The organism is Chlorobium sp. KB01 (assembly GCF_001975465.1).
In the GTDB taxonomy this organism is placed as follows: domain Bacteria; phylum Bacteroidota; class Chlorobiia; order Chlorobiales; family Chlorobiaceae; genus Chlorobium.
On record NZ_MPJE01000013.1, the window covers coordinates 1 to 16,584 of the forward strand.

At 51.2% G+C, this 16,584-nt stretch carries 17 protein-coding genes, 1 tRNA gene, 1 other RNA gene and 1 pseudogene; 12 read left to right on the forward strand and 8 right to left on the reverse strand.

The annotated features are described in order from the left end of the window. Positions 1 to 45: 45 nt before the first annotated feature. Positions 46 to 741, forward strand: a pseudogene (locus tag BOO20_RS00770) (OmpA family protein). 199 nt (positions 742 to 940) lie between these two features. Further along, positions 941 to 1,336 carry a DUF4440 domain-containing protein gene (locus BOO20_RS00775; protein WP_076789372.1) on the forward strand — a complete coding sequence of 132 codons (396 nt, stop codon included), beginning with the start codon at positions 941 to 943 and terminating at the stop codon, positions 1,334 to 1,336. An 89-nt stretch (positions 1,337 to 1,425) separates the two neighbouring features. On the opposite strand, the gene lpxD is transcribed toward BOO20_RS00775, so the two are convergent. Next, positions 1,426 to 2,481 (reverse strand): UDP-3-O-(3-hydroxymyristoyl)glucosamine N-acyltransferase, encoded by a 1,056-nt coding sequence (lpxD, locus tag BOO20_RS00780; RefSeq protein ID WP_076789335.1) that lies wholly within the window; start codon positions 2,479 to 2,481, stop codon positions 1,426 to 1,428. Positions 2,482 to 2,661: 180 nt separating this feature from the next. Here lpxD and BOO20_RS00785 point away from each other — a divergent pair, with 180 nt between their 5' ends. The 5 genes from BOO20_RS00785 to BOO20_RS00805 all read left to right on the forward strand — a co-directional run bounded on the left by BOO20_RS00785 (position 2,662) and on the right by BOO20_RS00805 (position 6,838). After that, a complete protein-coding gene (locus tag BOO20_RS00785; protein ID WP_076789375.1) occupies positions 2,662 to 3,633 on the forward strand; it encodes a ribose-phosphate pyrophosphokinase in 972 nt (323 codons plus the stop codon). A gap of 31 nt (positions 3,634 to 3,664) precedes the next feature. Then, a complete protein-coding gene (locus BOO20_RS00790; RefSeq protein WP_076789339.1) occupies positions 3,665 to 4,264 on the forward strand; it encodes a 50S ribosomal protein L25/general stress protein Ctc in 600 nt (199 codons plus the stop codon). A gap of 336 nt (positions 4,265 to 4,600) precedes the next feature. Beyond that, the gene (locus BOO20_RS00795) at positions 4,601 to 5,968 is read left to right on the forward strand and encodes an ABC transporter permease (protein WP_233120840.1); all 1,368 of its coding nucleotides are present in this window, start codon (positions 4,601 to 4,603) and stop codon (positions 5,966 to 5,968) included. A gap of 2 nt (positions 5,969 to 5,970) precedes the next feature. Continuing rightward, the gene (locus BOO20_RS00800) at positions 5,971 to 6,537 is read left to right on the forward strand and encodes an NUDIX hydrolase (protein ID WP_076789380.1); all 567 of its coding nucleotides are present in this window, start codon (positions 5,971 to 5,973) and stop codon (positions 6,535 to 6,537) included. 25 nt (positions 6,538 to 6,562) lie between these two features. Next, positions 6,563 to 6,838 (forward strand): hypothetical protein, encoded by a 276-nt coding sequence (locus BOO20_RS00805; RefSeq protein WP_076789345.1) that lies wholly within the window; start codon positions 6,563 to 6,565, stop codon positions 6,836 to 6,838. 9 nt (positions 6,839 to 6,847) lie between these two features. Here BOO20_RS00805 and BOO20_RS00810 read toward each other — a convergent pair whose 3' ends face one another. Both BOO20_RS00810 and BOO20_RS00815 read right to left on the reverse strand, forming a co-directional pair. After that, complete coding sequence (locus tag BOO20_RS00810; RefSeq protein WP_076789347.1) at positions 6,848 to 7,216, reverse strand: hypothetical protein; 369 nt, start codon at positions 7,214 to 7,216, stop codon at positions 6,848 to 6,850. A gap of 194 nt (positions 7,217 to 7,410) precedes the next feature. Continuing rightward, positions 7,411 to 9,645, reverse strand: coding sequence for a ComEC/Rec2 family competence protein (locus BOO20_RS00815; RefSeq protein ID WP_076789383.1), 2,235 nt, complete (start codon positions 9,643 to 9,645; stop codon positions 7,411 to 7,413). Between the two features lie 65 nt (positions 9,646 to 9,710). On the opposite strand from BOO20_RS00815, the gene metF reads away from it, so the two are divergent. Then, on the forward strand, positions 9,711 to 10,580 hold the full coding sequence (metF, locus tag BOO20_RS00820) for a methylenetetrahydrofolate reductase [NAD(P)H] (RefSeq protein ID WP_040433341.1): 870 nt from the start codon (positions 9,711 to 9,713) through the stop codon (positions 10,578 to 10,580). 31 nt (positions 10,581 to 10,611) lie between these two features. On the opposite strand, the gene lysA is transcribed toward metF, so the two are convergent. Then, positions 10,612 to 11,865, reverse strand: coding sequence for a diaminopimelate decarboxylase (gene lysA, locus BOO20_RS00825; protein WP_076789350.1), 1,254 nt, complete (start codon positions 11,863 to 11,865; stop codon positions 10,612 to 10,614). 191 nt (positions 11,866 to 12,056) lie between these two features. On the opposite strand from lysA, the gene rpmG reads away from it, so the two are divergent. The 4 genes from rpmG to rnpB all read left to right on the forward strand — a co-directional run bounded on the left by rpmG (position 12,057) and on the right by rnpB (position 13,809). Beyond that, the gene (gene rpmG, locus BOO20_RS00830; RefSeq protein WP_076789353.1) at positions 12,057 to 12,239 is read left to right on the forward strand and encodes a 50S ribosomal protein L33; all 183 of its coding nucleotides are present in this window, start codon (positions 12,057 to 12,059) and stop codon (positions 12,237 to 12,239) included. Positions 12,240 to 12,307: 68 nt separating this feature from the next. Next, positions 12,308 to 12,389, forward strand: a tRNA-Leu gene (locus BOO20_RS00835). A 155-nt stretch (positions 12,390 to 12,544) separates the two neighbouring features. Beyond that, complete coding sequence (locus tag BOO20_RS00840) at positions 12,545 to 13,345, forward strand: zinc ribbon domain-containing protein (protein ID WP_076789356.1); 801 nt, start codon at positions 12,545 to 12,547, stop codon at positions 13,343 to 13,345. Positions 13,346 to 13,408: 63 nt separating this feature from the next. After that, positions 13,409 to 13,809: RNase P RNA component class A (gene rnpB, locus BOO20_RS00845), an RNA gene on the forward strand. Positions 13,810 to 13,874: 65 nt separating this feature from the next. On the opposite strand, the gene BOO20_RS00850 is transcribed toward rnpB, so the two are convergent. The 4 genes from BOO20_RS00850 to pal all read right to left on the reverse strand — a co-directional run bounded on the left by BOO20_RS00850 (position 13,875) and on the right by pal (position 16,289). Continuing rightward, positions 13,875 to 14,063 (reverse strand): CPXCG motif-containing cysteine-rich protein, encoded by a 189-nt coding sequence (locus BOO20_RS00850; RefSeq protein ID WP_076789359.1) that lies wholly within the window; start codon positions 14,061 to 14,063, stop codon positions 13,875 to 13,877. Between the two features lie 149 nt (positions 14,064 to 14,212). Further along, positions 14,213 to 15,370 carry a pyridoxal phosphate-dependent aminotransferase gene (locus BOO20_RS00855; RefSeq protein WP_076789363.1) on the reverse strand — a complete coding sequence of 386 codons (1,158 nt, stop codon included), beginning with the start codon at positions 15,368 to 15,370 and terminating at the stop codon, positions 14,213 to 14,215. A gap of 38 nt (positions 15,371 to 15,408) precedes the next feature. Beyond that, positions 15,409 to 15,630 (reverse strand): hypothetical protein, encoded by a 222-nt coding sequence (locus tag BOO20_RS00860; RefSeq protein WP_076789368.1) that lies wholly within the window; start codon positions 15,628 to 15,630, stop codon positions 15,409 to 15,411. Between the two features lie 206 nt (positions 15,631 to 15,836). Continuing rightward, positions 15,837 to 16,289 carry a peptidoglycan-associated lipoprotein Pal gene (gene pal, locus BOO20_RS00865; RefSeq protein ID WP_076789386.1) on the reverse strand — a complete coding sequence of 151 codons (453 nt, stop codon included), beginning with the start codon at positions 16,287 to 16,289 and terminating at the stop codon, positions 15,837 to 15,839. Between the last annotated feature and the right edge of the window lie 295 nt (positions 16,290 to 16,584).

The following is a 16,584-nucleotide window of genomic DNA, read 5'->3' on the forward strand; positions in this document are numbered from 1 at the left end:
TTGGAGAGCGCCGCGAAAGACGTCCTAATGGCGATATTTACATCTATGAGCGGGTTACGTGTGCAAAAACTCACCAGACCGGTAGCACTGCTGCTCATTCTCGCCATGACCACATTGACCTGGGGCTGCCAGTCATCAAGCAATGCGGGACGTGGTGCGGGTATCGGCGCAACGGCTGGCGGAGTAATCGGAGGTATTATCGGAAGCAGATCCGGCAGCTGGGCCAAAGGCGCACTTATCGGCGCTGCCATCGGCGGAGCGAGCGGAGCCCTGATCGGCAATTACATGGACAAACAGGCCGCTGAAATCCGCAACGAAGTCAACGGCGTGCAGGTTGAACGGGAAGGCGAAGGCATAAGGGTAACGATGGATTCCGGGATTCTCTTCACATCCGGCTCATCAACGTTAACCTCAACCAGCCGTGCTAACATTGAAAAACTCGCAAAAATCCTCAACCGCTAAGATGACACCAAAGTCGTTATTGAAGGACATACCGACAATACCGGCAGCGAAGCCTCAAACCAGCTGCTCTCCGAAAGAAGGGCCGAGTCGGTTGCCAAACTGTTGAGCGCATACGGTGTTTCCGATCGCAGACTCTCCCCTGTCGGCTACGGCCAGTCACGTCCGGTGGCATCCAACGACACGGAATACGGCCGCCAGAATAACCGCCGTGTTGAAGTGCTGATCTATGCCAATGAGGAGCTCAAGCAGAAGGCTGCATCCGGTCGCCTGGATCAGTAATCTTATCCTGCAGGAAAAGAAGGAAACCATAAAAAAGCCTGAATGCACCCCGTTCAGGCTTTTTTTTCGGGCCCTCAAACCGCCGAACAAATAAATAGCGGTGAACATAAAAAAATCTTACATTTCCCACCATACAACCGCTCCTGCCTTGACTCACAAGCGCAGCGCAGCAAACGGAATCAAAAACATTGTGCTTGCCATGACACACTTCAAAAATGCTGAAGAGGTTCTCTTTCAATGGGTTTCAAGGGTCTGCAGCGGAAGTCCCGATGATATTGCAGCTCTGTATGATGAAGCCGCGGTTCTTGTTCCGACCTTTTCCCCCCATACCGTCACAACCCCTGAGGGTATAAAAGGCTATTTCGGACAGCTCGCCTCAAGGGACGGACTTGGTGTTCGACTCCACAACAAGGCACTCAGAAAACAGGCACTGAGCGATACACTCTTTGCTCTCAGCGGGATCTACTCCTTTGAGTTCGAAGTTGACCAGGTTCTGCTCTCCTTCCCTTCACGCTTCAGCTTTATGGTCGATATTTCAAGAGAGCAGCCGATCATTCACCACCACTCCTCGCAGGTTCCAAGGAATCTCTCCTGAGCTGTTAACGCCTCCATCCATTTCGCAGCGAACGCCCTATAGGTGCGGGTAGCCCCGCGCCGCACTGGGCGAAGACTCCGGCGAAATAATCACTCTTTTGCCCTGCACACCTTCATATACGCTTCAAGACGGTCAAGCTTCTCTTTCATCGCGCCAAGATTACGCATCATCGCCTCAAGCTTCAATTGATCACGCATCGGCTGAGCGGGAGTTCCCCGCAGAACCGTGCCCGGCTGCAGAAAGGATTTCGAGATACCGGTTTTGGCTGCAACCTGAATATTGTCGGCAAGTTCAAGATGACCGGCAAATCCGGCCTGCCCGCCAATAAGGCAGTGACGACCAACGACTACACTGCCTGAAATCCCGGCCTGTGCGGCAATGACCGTATCATCACCAATCGTGCAGTTATGGGCAATCTGAACAAGGTTATCAATCTTGACTCCCCGTCCGATCACCGTACTGCCCATGGTCGCCCGGTCAATCGTGGAGTTCGCGCCGATCTCGACATCATCGCCGATCTCGACAACGCCCATCTGGGGAATCTTCACATAGGATCCGTCGCTCTGGGGAGCAAAACCGAATCCGTCAGCACCAATAACGCTCCCCGAGTGAACAACCACCCTGTTACCGAGAACGGTTCCTTCATAGAGGGTGACACGGGGAAAAAGAAGAACATCCTCACCAAGCGTTACTCCGTTCAGAAGCACACTGTGCGAGCCGATAACCGTGTTACGACCGATTGAACAGTTATCGCCGATCACCGCATACTCACCGACAGATACTCCGTCAGCAATAGTGGTACCGCTGCCGATAACTGCGCTTGAGGCGATGCCTGGGGCGGTTATAACACGGGGTGGAGCAAATATTTTCAGGAGGAAGACAAAAGCGGTATAGGGGTCACTCACCTTGAGAAATGATCGTTTGTCTGTGAACTCGTCAACAGAAACCGAGCGGTGCACTATAACCAGAGAGGCCTCGGTTGTACCGAGAAAGCGGATATATTTTTCATTGGCTATAAAGCTTACCTGCCCCGGGCCGGCAAGTTCAATTTTGGCCGGACCAGTGATCTTCCCCTCACCACTGCCGAGCAGTTCAACCGAGTCTGAAAAGCGGAGCAGGTACTCCCTGATCTCCTGAATAGTCATATTTTTCAAGCAATTAACCGAACGTTAGAAAGAGGAAATAATTAATTAATTTTTCAGCCTTTTTATTTATATTCGAAGTCTCTTGAGCGTATCATCAACCGCACAAAAAGAGCGGGGATACACCGGGAAACTGAATTACTGCCATAATATAATCCCTTTCATTTGAAAATGCAGGACCCGATGGCAAAACCCATTAAAATTTTCGCTGGGCGCAGTAATCCGGCTCTGGCCGAAAAGATTGCATCGTACCTCGACATGACGCTTGGCAATGCCAAAGTCGAAAACTTCTCTGACGGGGAGATCTCTGTTAACTTTTTCGAGTCTATCAGAGGATCGGATCTCTTCATTATCCAGTCTACGAACCCGCCGGGTGACAACCTGATGGAGCTGCTTATCATGATTGATGCAGCACGACGCTCTTCGGCCGCAAGGATCACGGCTGTCATGCCCTATTATGGCTATGCACGGCAGGACAGAAAGGATCGGCCCCGCGTGGCCATTACGGCAAAACTGGTGGCAAACCTGCTTACTGAAGCCGGAGCCAACCGCATTCTGACTATGGATCTGCATGCACCGCAGATTCAGGGCTTTTTTGATATCCCATTTGATCACCTCTACTCAAGTGTCGTCCTGATAAACGATATCCGTCAAAGAGAGTTCCGCGACAATCTTGTTGTTGCATCTCCTGATGTCGGCGGAGTAAAGCTTGCAAGAAAATTTGCTGAAGAGCTCGGCACCGATCTGGTGATTGTCGACAAACGCCGTCCTGCAGCCAATGTTGCTGAAGTCATGAACATCATCGGTGATGTCAAGGGCAAAAACGTCCTGCTTGTCGATGACATGATCGATACCGCCGGCACCATTGTCAATGCCGCAAAAGCCATCCGTGAAGCCGGCGGCCTTAAAATTTATGCCGCAGCAACACACCCGATTCTTTCCGGACCGGCCATTGAGCGAATCAACGCGTCACTGCTTGAGAAGCTGATTGTCACTGATTCGGTTATTACCAGTCACGAATACTCACCGAAAATCGAAACGGTCACGGTGAGCAACCTGATCGGTGAGGCGATAAAGCGTATTTATGAAGATGACTCTGTAAGCTGCCTGTTTGACAGCAAGAATATTCTTCAGAAACTTACGAACAGTCATTAAACACAAGAGATAAAAGAGATAAAGGAAGAGTATGGAAACCATTGTACTGGGCGTTGAGCCCCGCGTCATCAAAAAGAAAGACGCCGAAAAACTTCGCAAGAATGGAATAGTCCCTGCCGTGATCTATCATAAAGGAGAAGAGACCATTCCGGTAAGCGTCAACGAGATTGCACTGAAGAAGCTTGTGCACTCGGCCGAGTCGCATATTATCGATCTTCAGTTCCCTGACGGCAGGATCAAACGTTCGTTTATCAAACAGGTTCAGTTCCACCCCGTGACCGACCGGATCATTCACACCGACTTTCAGCTCTTTGCGGCTGATGAGGTCATTGAGCTTGAAGTGCCGGTTTCCGTTACCGGTGACAGCATCGGCGTCGAAAAGGGCGGCAAACTGCAGATCATCCGCCATGCACTGACCATCAAGGGCAAACCGGAAGATATGCCTGACCACCTCATTGTTGATGTTACCGCACTTGAGATCGGCCACTCCATCCATGTCAGGGAGATCCCGATGACCGCCTATGCCGGCCTCGTCATCAGTGACGATCCCGACACTCCGGTTATCACGATCCTTGCATCGAAAAAAGAGACCGAAGCAGTTGCTGAAGTGCCGGAAACACCGGCAAGCTGAGTACTGTTCAACCGCTGTTCATCGACCGGTGCATGAAGAATACAACGCTGCTTTTCTTTCAGGGAAAAGCAGCTTTTTTTTTGCAGATAACTTGATTATGTGCTCTCCATATTGTTCTTTTCCCTTTTATGAGTGCCGCTCTGCCCGATCGCAAGATCAAACAGGGGCTCTCTTTTGCTGAAGCATTATTCACCGATAGCAACCTGAAGCTTGAAAAACAACAGAGGCAGCTCCCCGGACCGTCCGGACCGGATTCCTGAGGCCGGTAAAGGCAGAACAGAGAACAGAGGAAAACTCTTTTTTTTCTTTTTCTCCATTACGGCGTTTCTGACCGTAATGGTGATCCAGTCCGATCTGGTTGTTATCAGTTTCCGTTCAATCTATACCGCCGCGCTCCTCTCCATTACAGCACCTGGCGCACTGCGGGAGATCTTCACCACGGATATTCTGGAGTTCTGGATCGGAGCCATCTACCTGGTGGTGCTTCCGCTCCTGCTTTCTCTTTTCGCCCGTAACGCTCTGAAAAAAAAGAGTGCTGAAGAGGTACAAGAGGAACGTGAAGAGTTAAGCCTCGGCAAATTAGGCCTCAGAGCCTTCATGCGTCACAAGATAGCGCTCTATGCCTCAGCGGTGATCTTTGTGCTCTACTCGGCTGCATTCCTTGCACCCTTCATTGCCCCCTTCAGCCCCTATGACCAGCAGGACTTTCTTGTTACCGCCTACCAGCCTCCGTTCTCAAAGCTTGATGCTCTGGTGCTCAGGCAGCCGAAAACCCTGGCAATACCCATACAGAGCGGAAGCGGCAGAACCATCGAGTTGACCAACTCGCTGATCAACGACCTGCAGCTGCTGAAAACGCGAAATGAACCCAATGCCATCAAGTTTGTCAACGAGTACCGCATCGAAGGCGATTCGGTTATCTATCTGCAGGGAATGCGTACCAAAACCATCGCACTGCGTGAACTGGCGGGATTCGTTAAACCGGGAGCATCCGGCGTTGCAGGCGGGAAGCCGGATTTTGTCATCACCCGGACCTTCCTCCTCGGCACCGATCAGTATGGCCGCGACATTCTCAGCCGGGTGATCTACGGCTCGAAGATCTCGCTCTCGATCGGTTTTCTTGTTGTGCTCATCTCTGTCACCCTTGGTACCGTTATCGGTGTCTCTTCGGGATACTTCGGCGGCTGGATCGATGCGGTCATGATGCGCATTGTTGATGTGCTTATCGCATTCCCCGCTCTCTTTCTTATTCTCATCATCATTGCCACCTTCGGAAACTCCATCTACCTGATTGTCATCACCCTCTCCTTCACCGGATGGATGGGCGTTGCCCGGATGGTCAGAAGCCAGGTGCTCTCGCTCAAGGAGCAGGAGTTTATCCTGGCAGCAAAGTCGCTGGGTCTTTCGGATGCAAGAATCATCTTCCGCCATCTTGCCCCCAATACCCTCACTCCGGTCATTATCGCAGCGACACTGCGTATCGGCAGCATTATCCTCACCGAAGCCGGACTCTCCTTTCTCGGTCTCGGTGTTCAGCCGCCCACGCCAAGCTGGGGAAACATTATCAATGAGGGGCGTGACAGCCTTTTGAACTACTGGTGGATATCGACCTTCCCCGGCATTGCCATCCTGACGACAGTCGTCTGCTTCAACCTTATCGGTGACGGTGTCCGCGACGCCCTCGACCCGAGAATGAGAGGATAATGATGAACAACACCCTGAAAGACGACCCGCAGGCCTGGAGCACCCTCGACACCAACTACCTCTACCGGAAGCCCTGGCTCACCATGCGCCAGGACACCGTTCAGCTTCCCAACGGCAGGGTTATCGATGACTACTACATCTGGGAATACCCCCCGTGGGTCAACGTGCTTGCTGTAACCCCGGAGCAGCAATTCGTTCTGATCCGCCAGTACCGTCACGGCATCGGCAGGGTAAACTATGAACTGCCGGCCGGTGTTCACGACAAGCAGGGAGAATCACTGCTTGAATCAGCAAAGCGGGAACTGCATGAAGAGACCGGGTATGGCGGCGGCAGGTGGAGCCCGCTGCTGGTGCTCAGCCCGAACCCGGCCCTGCAGAACAACATCACCTCCACCTGGCTGGCTGAAGGGGTTGAACTGCTTGGAGGGCAGCAGCTCGATGCAACCGAGGAGATCAGTGTGCACCTCGTATCCCTTGATGAACTCCGCTCAATTGCACTTGACGGCTCTATGCTGCAGGCCCTGCATGTTGCACCGATACTCAAATACCTTCTGACAAAAGAGCACTGAACACCTTAATAAACGAGGAGGGTTCATGAAAAAAACTGCACAGCTCACGCTTCTGGAGAGCGCCATAAAGGGGTTCGGGTACAGCCTGCGCTATGAAAAGGGCAACTTCCTTGGCGGAGAGTGCCGGCTTCGCGACGACAACGTGGTCGTGGTCAATAAATTCCTGCCGATCGAAGGTAAAATCTACACCCTGGCACTGGTCATCAGCAAGCTCAACCCTCCCGGACTCGCTCCGGAGATTGCAAAAATCGTGGACAGCCTCATCGGCACCACCCTCTTCAACCGGGATCTGCGGGGATAGAAGAAAGCCTCAAGCTCCTCTGAGCCAATGCATTGCAGTATCAATGTCGCTGAAAAAACGCAGGGTGAGATCCCGATTGACGACAACATCTTCGAAAAACTCCGCCTCATAGAAAAACTTCGGATTGCAAACGATTGCCACTTTGGCAAGTATCGGAACATTTTCAGACATATACTTTCCCGCCTCATAGGTATCAAGTGTGCCAAGCCGATACTCAAGTGCGGTTTCATCACAAAGAACACGAGCAACTCCGCACTGTTTGCATAAACCAATAATGTTCATGCCATAATTCTGGACATCTTCGAGATTTTCATCAAAACCCCGGGCGGTAACAAAGAGAATCTCATCCTCAACTTCCGCAGTGTATTGAATTGCCATAGGCTCCTGTTAACAGTTTTCCAGGTCCGGACTCGAAAAATAAGCTGCGCACGATAACAACCATTTGCAGAGAATCAAGCTGCACATTGAGCACTCCCTGGTGCAGGGTGAAATATAGGTAACTTACTTTTTATTCAAGAAGTTCTAACAGCCAATAACAACTCTGCTCCCTGAAATTCACTTCTCCTGCACCATTACTTTATCACCACCTGTCTGGTTTTACTTCGAATTTCAAGCTCTGGATGTGCTGCCGCAAATCGACCGAGAGCGGCAAGATCTGTGCGGGAGAGAAAGGAGCCGGGAATCAGAATGCAGTGTGTCGGCCGGGCGTAGTTGAGCCATGAGCCAATCTGCTGCTGCTGTTTTTCAGCAAAACGGTAGACCCAGAGTTCTACGATATCCGCCTTGAAGAGCTCCGATTCCTGCAACCGGCTTGAGCCTGATACAACAAGCAGTGAACTCTCCCTGCTCTGGATTTTCAGAACCTTCTCCCTGGGGCGCATGATGAGCATGGCGGGAAGAGCAAGCAGCCTGTCAGCCTGAAGCATGTGATGCTGAACCGGGAGGCGCGAAACAAGCGAGTCGGGGGTGTAAAACTGAACCGCTGCATCAGGTGCTCCATAGCCGTGGAGCTCAAGCTGTTGCGTGATACGCTTGAAGCTGCTCGCACTCCTCCCTGCATCAATGAGCAGGGTTTTCCCCCCCACGGAAAAAACAGTGACCAGATTACGGCCAAGATTAACCGTCATAAGCAAGGGGGCAACCGGACGGGCATGAACAGTAAATGAGTACCAGAAGAGCAGGTTTGCCCCGAGAAGCACTGAAAGCGCAAGCCTGCCCCACGCTTTTCGACTGAAATAAAAGAGGACAGCAGAGAGCATCAGGTAGTAGAGCGCAACTTCCGGCAGATCCGGCTTCCAGGATAGTGATGCAAAGGGTACCCGGCTGAAAACCAGCGCCGAGTTGAGCGTCAGCCGGGCAAAAAGCACAGCGCTTTCAGCAAAAAATGTGGCCGCGTACCCTGAGAGAAGGTTCAGAACCAGCATGGGCACAAGCGCATACATCAGAAGGGTGGAGAAGAGTACCACGGGAATATTTGCAAGAAGCCCGATCAGGGAAAAGGTGCCGAAGTAGAAAGCAATCACCGGAGCGACACCGATAACAGCCGCAAGAGTAACGGCAAAACTTGAGAACAGGAGACGCCCGGCCGCCTGAAAAGCTCCCCCTCCACAACCGGTCATCGGAGTAAAACGGGGATAAAGCAGAAGAATTGAGGCAACGGCACTGTTGGTCATCAAAAAACCGGGGCTGAGAAGATCAAGGGGGTCAAACAGAAGAATCAAGACGTCTGAAAGCGCAAGCGAGTTCATGGAGAAGGTTTTTCTTCCAAGCGTCTCGCCGCCGATAAGCACCGCCGTCATGATCGCCGCACGTTTGACAGAAGCCGAGTTACCGGTAACATGACTGTAAACCAGCAGAATAAAAACGGCAAGCAGAAACGAGAACCACCGCCCCGCAGTAGTGACTTTCAGGCGCTGCAGCGAGATGTGGATGGCAAGAACAAGCAGCCCGACATTGAGCCCGGATACGGCAAGAATATGCGCCGTACCGGTAATTCTGAATGCCTCGAACAGCTCTTCAGGAAGGTACTCCTTTTCACCGGTAAGCACTCCTGCTGCAAGCTGGCTCTCCTCGCCGGGGGGAATCAGATCCTCAATACTTTTCATGATATAATCCGCGACCGGTTTGACAATGAACCGCTCAAAACCGTTGAGCTCCGGCTCGCCTTCATGCTGAACCATCCATGGACCTGCAGAGTAGAGCTGTACCGATACCTGCTTCATTGCGGCGGCCTGACGGGGATCAAACTCTCCCCTGTTTGCCGCTTCGGGAATAAGGTTGAGCTGCCCCTTCACACGAACCCTGTCACCATATCTGATTCCCTTTCCGGCTTCTCCGGCGCTGCGCATAAATACCATTGCCCGGTCATGGAGCGTTACGGTTCGTCCATCGGCGAAAACCTCTTCAACATCCATGATCCAGCCTGTCCCATTTTCAGAGGTGTCAGGCCGTCCATCGACACGCCCGTAGAGGATCAGCGATTTACCGGTAAATGGGAGCAGGCCGTTTCGGGGAGCATAATGCATACGGAAGTCACTGCCGGCAGCAAAAGAGGAGAAGAGAAACAGGGTATAGCTGAGCGTCGTGATGCAGAGAGGAGTGGAGCCCCTCTTTTTGATTGCCTCATACAAAAGCGATCCAAGGAGCGTAAAAAGCGCGATTGCGCATATGATAATCCATGCCTCAAGCGGAAAGGGAAGATAGACTCCCGCAAGAATTCCCGGAATAACGCCGAGAAGCAGCCGGAGAGCCGGATATGGTGCCAGGGAGAAGCGCTCTGACTGCCCCGGCTTCTGTATATTTTTCACTTCAGGCAAATCATTGTTTTGTATATTGTTCTTTTTCAAAAAAGCTTCTAAACGTCATCTTCTTCATGCTGGTCAAAGAAATTCTGGACGCTGCTGTAAAACCTGTATTCAGCTTTGAGTTCTTTCCTCCAAAAAAAGACGAAGAGTGGGAAACACTTTTCAAAACCATTGCTGCACTCTCACCGCTCAACCCCTCCTATGTCAGCGTGACCTATGGCGCCGGAGGTTCGACCCGTTCGAGAACCCATGATCTGGTGACAAAAATCCAGCGAGAGACCGGCCTGACCGTCGTCTCCCATCTTACCTGCATCTGTTCGGACAGGGAAGAAACCGGATCGATCCTGCAGAACTACCGTGATAACGGCATCAACAATGTACTGGCCTTGCGGGGAGACAAACCTGCCGGTACGGCGACACTGGCTGAAGCAATCAAGGATTTCCCCCATGCCATCGACCTGATCCGTTTCATCAAAACAAACTATCCGGATATCGGTGTCGGCGTTGCAGGATTTCCTGAAGGTCATCCTGAAACACCCAACCGGCTGCAGGAGATCGACTATCTGAAAGAGAAGATTGATGCCGGAGCCGACTATATTGTTACCCAGCTCTTTTTTGACAACCGCGACTTTTTTGATTTTGTTGAACGCTGCACCATTGCAGGTATTACGGTACCCATTATTCCTGGAATCATGCCCATTACAACCCGCAAGGGTATGATCAGAATGTCGGAACTGGCGCTTGGAGCAAGAGTTCCTGCTCCGCTCATGAAAAAGGTACTGAGTGCTTCGGATGACGCCGGGGTGGCTTCAGTTGGTATAGAATGGGCCACCATGCAGGTGCAGGAGCTGATCGACAACCACATCAAGGGTGTGCATTTCTACACCCTCAACATGGCTGACGCGACTCTCAGAATATTCAACAACCTTCACCAGTAACCCTTTGTTCTCAATCCGGAAACCGGCCCGCTCAGAGCAGTTCATTCTGGATGAGCTGTTCATAGCTCTCACGTTTCCGGATCAGCTTTACCTCGCTTCCATTGACAAGAACCTCCGCAGGACGCAGCCGGCCATTGTAGTTGCTGCCCATAACTGCGGCATAGGCACCGGCGGACATCACCGCAAGCAGCTCTCCCTCTTCAGCCGCATCAATTTCACGATGGCGTGCAAAAAAGTCGCTTGACTCGCAGACCGGCCCGACCACATCGGCAACAACAGATTGTTCATGACTGGTCACGGCAAGAATTTCATGGTGAGCCTGATAGAGCGCCGGGCGGATCAGCTCGGTCATCCCCGCATCAACAACAAAAAACTCCTTGCCGGTATGATTCCGCTTTTTATAGAGGATCCTGGTCAGAAGAACCGATGCATTGGCAACAAATGAGCGGCCGGGTTCAAAAATAACTGTGACACCGGCAGGTTTGAGCATCGGAATAAGCTTTTCGGCGAAATGCGCAATCGGTGTGGCCGGTTTAAGCGGATCGTAGGTCACCGGAAACCCTCCGCCTATATCGAGAAATTCAACCCCGAAACCCATCTCCTTTGATGCGCTGAAGATATCGAGCAGCTTGGTGGTTGCCGCCACATAGTATTCCGGATCGAATATCTGCGACCCTATATGCATATCCAGTCCCAGAAGACAAAGATTGCGCAGTTGGGGAAGCAGTGCAAAAACTGCCGGAAGCTCCGCTTCATCAATACCGAACTTCTCCTTGCTGTCACCGGTAGTGATGTAGGGGTGAGTTTCGGCCGTGACGTTTGGATTGATCCGTATCGCGACGTTTGCAATGAGTTCAAGCTCACCGGCAATACGGTTGATGGCGCGAAGCTCTGAAAGCGACTCTGCCTTGAGCATAAGCACCCCGCTTTTAAGTGCATAGGCAATCTCTTCGGGTTTCTTGCCGACGCCGGCAAAGATGATTTTTTCGGCTGCTACACCGGCCTTGAGGGCACGAAAGAGTTCGCCTCCTGAATTGACATCACATCCGCAGCCGAGTTCAGCAAATGTTCTGATAACCGAAAGATTATAGTTGGCTTTGACTGAATAGCAGGTAAAATGGGGCAAATCGGCAAACGCATGCTCGAAAGCCCTGTGACTTCCGGCCAGACTCTTTGCCGAGGTCACAAAAAGAGGGGTTCCGAAGGTGTCGGCAAGCTTTTCAAGTGAGATCCCGTCACATGAGAGCGTTCTGCCGTTATAGTGAAATAGATTACTGTCGAGCACGGTGTTGGTTCCGGTTATTGAATTTTATAGCGATACACTCCAGATTAAAGGCCCGCAGGGCTCTGCCCTGAGGCAGGTTAAAAATACTCTTTCTCACGTTATCACGGAAAGAAAAAAACCTTAACTTGCAAATTTACCCTGAAGGGTTTATATTCACAACTCTTTACAACTTATACCGGATCAGGGTTACCATGGCAAAAGGAAAAGAAAACAGAATCGTTATCACCCTTGAGTGCACAGAAGCAAAAAAGGAAGGAAAAACGGTTTCACGATATACAACCACAAAAAACAAGAAAAATACGACTGATCGTCTTATCTTGAAGAAGTACAATCCCAACCTGCAGCGTCATACCCTGCACAAGGAGATCAAGTAACGCTCTCTATTCGTCAACGTAAGACAGAAAAGAGCCTGTTTTTTGCTCCGGTTGAAGCATAACGCATTGCCCGAATGGCGGAATTGGTAGACGCACGCGTTTCAGGGACGCGCGCCGCAAGGTGTAGGAGTTCGAGTCTCCTTTCGGGCACAAAAAAATCTTCTGCGATATGCATATAAAATCATATAACTCTTTTTTGCAATCGACAGCGATCAGACAGTCTTTCTTACATATACAACAGGGTGCGCATCTTTTCTCGGGAAGGTGCTTTTTTTATGATTTAACAATCCAAACCATCAGCCGTAGTGGATCATACCAAAATAAACCTTCTTGTCAGGCTCCAGCATCTTGACAACCAGATAGAAAGTATTGTCAGCCTTCAGAAAGGGCTTCCTGAAGAGATTACCGCTCTTGATGAAGATCTGGCCTTTACCAATCGACAGATTGAGTCCCGCAAGAAAGTTGCCGGGGAGCACCTGAAACTCCGGCAGCGTCTGCAGGAAACCATCAATGAGTGCAAGGACAAAATCAGATCCTTCAAGGAGAAGCAAACACTTGCCCGCAATAACAAGGAGTATGATGCGCTCTCCAAGCAGATTGAGTATGAAGAAAAAGAGATAGCCCAGGCAGAGATACAGCTTCAGGACATTGCTCATGCAGAACAGCGGGCACTTGAAATCCAGCAAAAAGGCCGTCAGCTTATCACGGAGAACCGATACGACGAAATTTCCGAAGAGATGATGCCTGACGATATTCTCCTGCAGCAGCTTGAAGATCTTACCAGTCAGCTCGGACAGAAAAGAGAGGAGCTGCAGGGAATTGTTATTGAAACCGCCGAGGACGTTGACACCCTGAAGAAGAAGATTGAAGATCAGCGCAACCTCATTTCAAAAGAGGCCAGGCGCCTGCTCGACAAATACGACCATCTCAGAAGCGGCTCCCTGCAGAATGCTGTCGTCAAGCTGAACAGAAATGCCTGTTCAGGATGTAATACCAGGGTTCCGACCAACCGTCACACCATGATTGTACAGGGTGGCTTCTATCTTTGCGAGTCATGCGGCCGGATTGTAGTCCATGAGCGCCTTTTTGAAGAGGCCGAGTTGTAGAGAGAAGAGTGGCACTCCGGTGCCGGAACGATCACCGTTCCATTATCGTTGTTTTAATTGCTGAAACCGCAAGTGTGCAGTCGCTGTAGAGCATCACGCTTCACAGAGGAAAGTCCGAACTTCACAGGGCAGGGTGCCGGTCGAGAGCCGAAAGGCTCAAGCCCGGGGATGACGGCGCAAGCCGGTTATCACAGATAGTGCAACAGAAAACAGACCGCTCCGGACGGCCGGAGTAAGGGTGAAACGGCGGTGTAAGAGACCACCAGGCAGTGCAGTAATGCACTGCGCTTGGCAAACCTCCCCGAAGCAAGGCTAAATAGGAAAACTTTTCCCTCCCGGGAAAGAGAGCGGCCCGTTCAATTCCGAAAGGAGAGTTTTCGGGTAAGCCGCATCAGATAAATGGCTGCAGTTTTATCCGGACTCCGGATAATCCACAGAATTCGGCTTACAGCTTCGGTTTCAGCTTTTTTTTAGGAACGATCCCCCGCCATCATCCGATCCGGAATCCGCCGGAGTTGCTTTCAGCGGCCTACTCTTCCGGTCTGGCTTCCACCGATGAAATTCCTTTGTCTGAAAATGCCACCGAAACGGTGACCGGTTTGCAGCAAACCGGACAATCCTCCTGAAACTCCTGATCCCCTTCCGGGCAATCAACCTGAAGCTCCATAAGCTCCCCGCAGTAAGGACATGCTACGGATACCCTTTCAACAATTTTCATCACTACTCCCTCTTCTGTTTGGTTAACTACTCCCGAGAGCCTGTTAATGGTAACAACAATGAGCGGTGAGGGGTTTCATCTGCCGGAAAAAGAGTGCCTGCTGCTGCGCTTCTTATGGTTGACGGCGTCGCTCTGAAAAAAGTTACCCTTCAGGCCAGGATCTGAAGGCGATGGCCTGCCTCCTCCAGCACAGCATCCTCTTTGGCAAAACAGAAGCGAACCATCGACTCGCCAAGGCCATCATGATAAAATGCACTGGCAGGCACACTGGCGACCCCGCTCTTCCGGAGGATGTGCATGGCCCGCTCCTTGGCACTCTTTCCGGGTATACGGGATACATCGGCAAGCACATAATATGCGCCATCGGGAATGGAGGGCGCAAGCCCTGCACTGGTAAGGGCACGGCAGAAGAGATCGCGCTTCGCTTCATATGCAACGGAAAGGGCCCTGTAATAGTCGTCACCAAGCTCAAGCAATCCTTTGGCAACGCCGATCTGGAGAGGAGCAGGTGCACAGACGTAGACAAGATCATTGAAGTAGCCGATAGCCTGTGCCCAGCGGGCGTCACAGAGAGCATAGCCGATCCTCCAGCCGGTAACGCTGAAGGTTTTTGATGCACCCGATACCGTAATGGTCCTCTCCTTCATGCCCGGCAGGGCGGCAAAAGAGTGGTGAGTACGGCCGCCATAGAGAAAATGCTCGTAGATCTCATCAGTAAAGACAAACAGATCATAGCGCTCCGCAAAGAGAGCGATCAGCTCAAGCTCCTCTGGGGTAAAGACCTTGCCGGAGGGGTTGGCCGGCGTATTGACAATGATCCCTTTCGTTCGCGGCGTCACCAGATGCTCCAGGTCATGAGTGCTGAACGACCAGTCAGGAAAACGAAGTGGAAGATAGACCGGTACCGCTTCTGAAGCCTGCAGGGTGCTGACATGATAACCGTAAAAGGGTTCAAACAGAATCACCTCATCTCCCGGGTCAAGCAGGGCCTGAAACGCACAATAGAGCGCACCTGTTGCACCGGCACTGACAATAATTTCAGATTCAGGGTTACGCTCTATGCCTGTAAATCGCTTCTGCTTGTGAGCAATTGCCTCCCGCAGGGTCAACAGACCGGCATAGTGTGTATAGGTATTCACCCCCTCCCTGATCGCATCCCGTGCACCCTCCTGAACCGGATCGGGAACTGGGGTATCACAGACTCCCTGCGAAAGATTGATGCCGCCAACACGACGGCACTCATTCGACATATTGCGGATTTCCGATTGCATCACGCATCCGTGACGCTCGCTTAGGGTAAGAGCCATAACGTTTTTTATGCTTGAAGAAACTCCTGTGCTGAAACCTAAAATGAAGGCCCCTCCTGAAACACGCTGTGAAATCCCCACATGGTACCGAATAGTGTCATCAGGAGTGTCATGATCAACGAGATCACTGCTGAAAAAATAATAAGCGCGGGAATGCTTGCAAATACCATCTTCACCATTAACAGTACCATGGACCAGAAAGGTATCCGGATATCCGTCACCACAACTCGCTCTGTATCCTGATTTTTCACGTCGTTCATCGTACCCTCTCCTTGAATGTTAATTCGTAAGTCACAATCAGAAGAACTTACAAAATCAAAAGAGAAAGCATGCGGTTGGGGGATGGAAAATACGCATGAAGAGGGAGCAAACCATCGAACACACAACGAAAAGGGTGTTTGAGGGATAAAAAAAAGGGCAGGCATTTTACGGCCTGCCCCAAAGTGTGTGTTTACACCGGATCTTCTTATTCACCAACGAAGTGAGCGCGTCTGTTCTGAGCCCAGGCCTCTTCGGTGTTTCCCTGTGCAAATGGTCTCTCCTCGCCATAGCTGACCGTCTTCACACGGGCGGCATCGGTGCCAAGATTAACAACGAAATCTCTGGCTGCAGCTGCACGGCGTTCGCCAAGCGCAAGGTTATACTCGGCAGTACCCCTGTTGTCGCAATGGCCTTCAACAACCACTTTTTGTGAGGGATTTGCCTGTAACCACTGAGCATTGGTCTTGAGCTGATCAACTGCATCGGTGCGAATATCTGATTTATCAAAATCAAAAAATACATCACCGAGAACAGGAACAACTGCCGGGGGAGGGGGAGGAGGAGGTGCAACCACAACTTCCTTTTCACTGCCGCAGGCTCCAAGCAAAAGCATTGCCGGAATAATCAGGGTTTTGAATAAAGGGCTGACTGTTTTCATTTTTATTTTATTTTTAAGGTTAATGCATGAAAAGAACACAAGTTCACTCTCTCTCCTTTCCGGAGAAATACATTTAATCTAAGAATTTCGCGGGAATATATCCGTACTCCACAAAAAAAAACAGGTTTTTTCTGTGAGCAACAGACCGCCCCTCCGGCTCTGATCATTCAGGCCTGAGGCGGAAACCGCTTTTTGAAAAACAAAGGACGGAATTACGAAAAACCGGGTTATCTCCGGGGCACCTCTATTAATTGTCGTGAGCGGTTTGAGTGCGAGGCGGACGGAGCGCAGAAAC

What these genes read in the sequence shown, in the direction of transcription:
- lpxD (WP_076789335.1), bottom strand. Translation starts at nt 2,481, where the DNA reads ATGACTATTCAGGAGATCAGGGAGTACCTGCTCCGCTTTTCAGACTCG.
- BOO20_RS00850 (WP_076789359.1), bottom strand. Translation starts at nt 14,063, where the DNA reads ATGAAAATTGTTGAAAGGGTATCCGTAGCATGTCCTTACTGCGGGGAG.
- BOO20_RS00775 (WP_076789372.1), top strand. Translation starts at nt 941, where the DNA reads ATGACACACTTCAAAAATGCTGAAGAGGTTCTCTTTCAATGGGTTTCA.
- metF (WP_040433341.1), top strand. Translation starts at nt 9,711, where the DNA reads ATGCTGGTCAAAGAAATTCTGGACGCTGCTGTAAAACCTGTATTCAGC.
- BOO20_RS00785 (WP_076789375.1), top strand. Translation starts at nt 2,662, where the DNA reads ATGGCAAAACCCATTAAAATTTTCGCTGGGCGCAGTAATCCGGCTCTG.
- BOO20_RS00860 (WP_076789368.1), bottom strand. Translation starts at nt 15,630, where the DNA reads ATGAACGACGTGAAAAATCAGGATACAGAGCGAGTTGTGGTGACGGAT.
- BOO20_RS00800 (WP_076789380.1), top strand. Translation starts at nt 5,971, where the DNA reads ATGAACAACACCCTGAAAGACGACCCGCAGGCCTGGAGCACCCTCGAC.
- BOO20_RS00790 (WP_076789339.1), top strand. Translation starts at nt 3,665, where the DNA reads ATGGAAACCATTGTACTGGGCGTTGAGCCCCGCGTCATCAAAAAGAAA.
- BOO20_RS00805 (WP_076789345.1), top strand. Translation starts at nt 6,563, where the DNA reads ATGAAAAAAACTGCACAGCTCACGCTTCTGGAGAGCGCCATAAAGGGG.
- BOO20_RS00810 (WP_076789347.1), bottom strand. Translation starts at nt 7,216, where the DNA reads ATGGCAATTCAATACACTGCGGAAGTTGAGGATGAGATTCTCTTTGTT.
- BOO20_RS00855 (WP_076789363.1), bottom strand. Translation starts at nt 15,370, where the DNA reads ATGGCTCTTACCCTAAGCGAGCGTCACGGATGCGTGATGCAATCGGAA.
- pal (WP_076789386.1), bottom strand. Translation starts at nt 16,289, where the DNA reads ATGAAAACAGTCAGCCCTTTATTCAAAACCCTGATTATTCCGGCAATG.
- BOO20_RS00795 (WP_233120840.1), top strand. Translation starts at nt 4,601, where the DNA reads ATGGTGATCCAGTCCGATCTGGTTGTTATCAGTTTCCGTTCAATCTAT.
- rpmG (WP_076789353.1), top strand. Translation starts at nt 12,057, where the DNA reads ATGGCAAAAGGAAAAGAAAACAGAATCGTTATCACCCTTGAGTGCACA.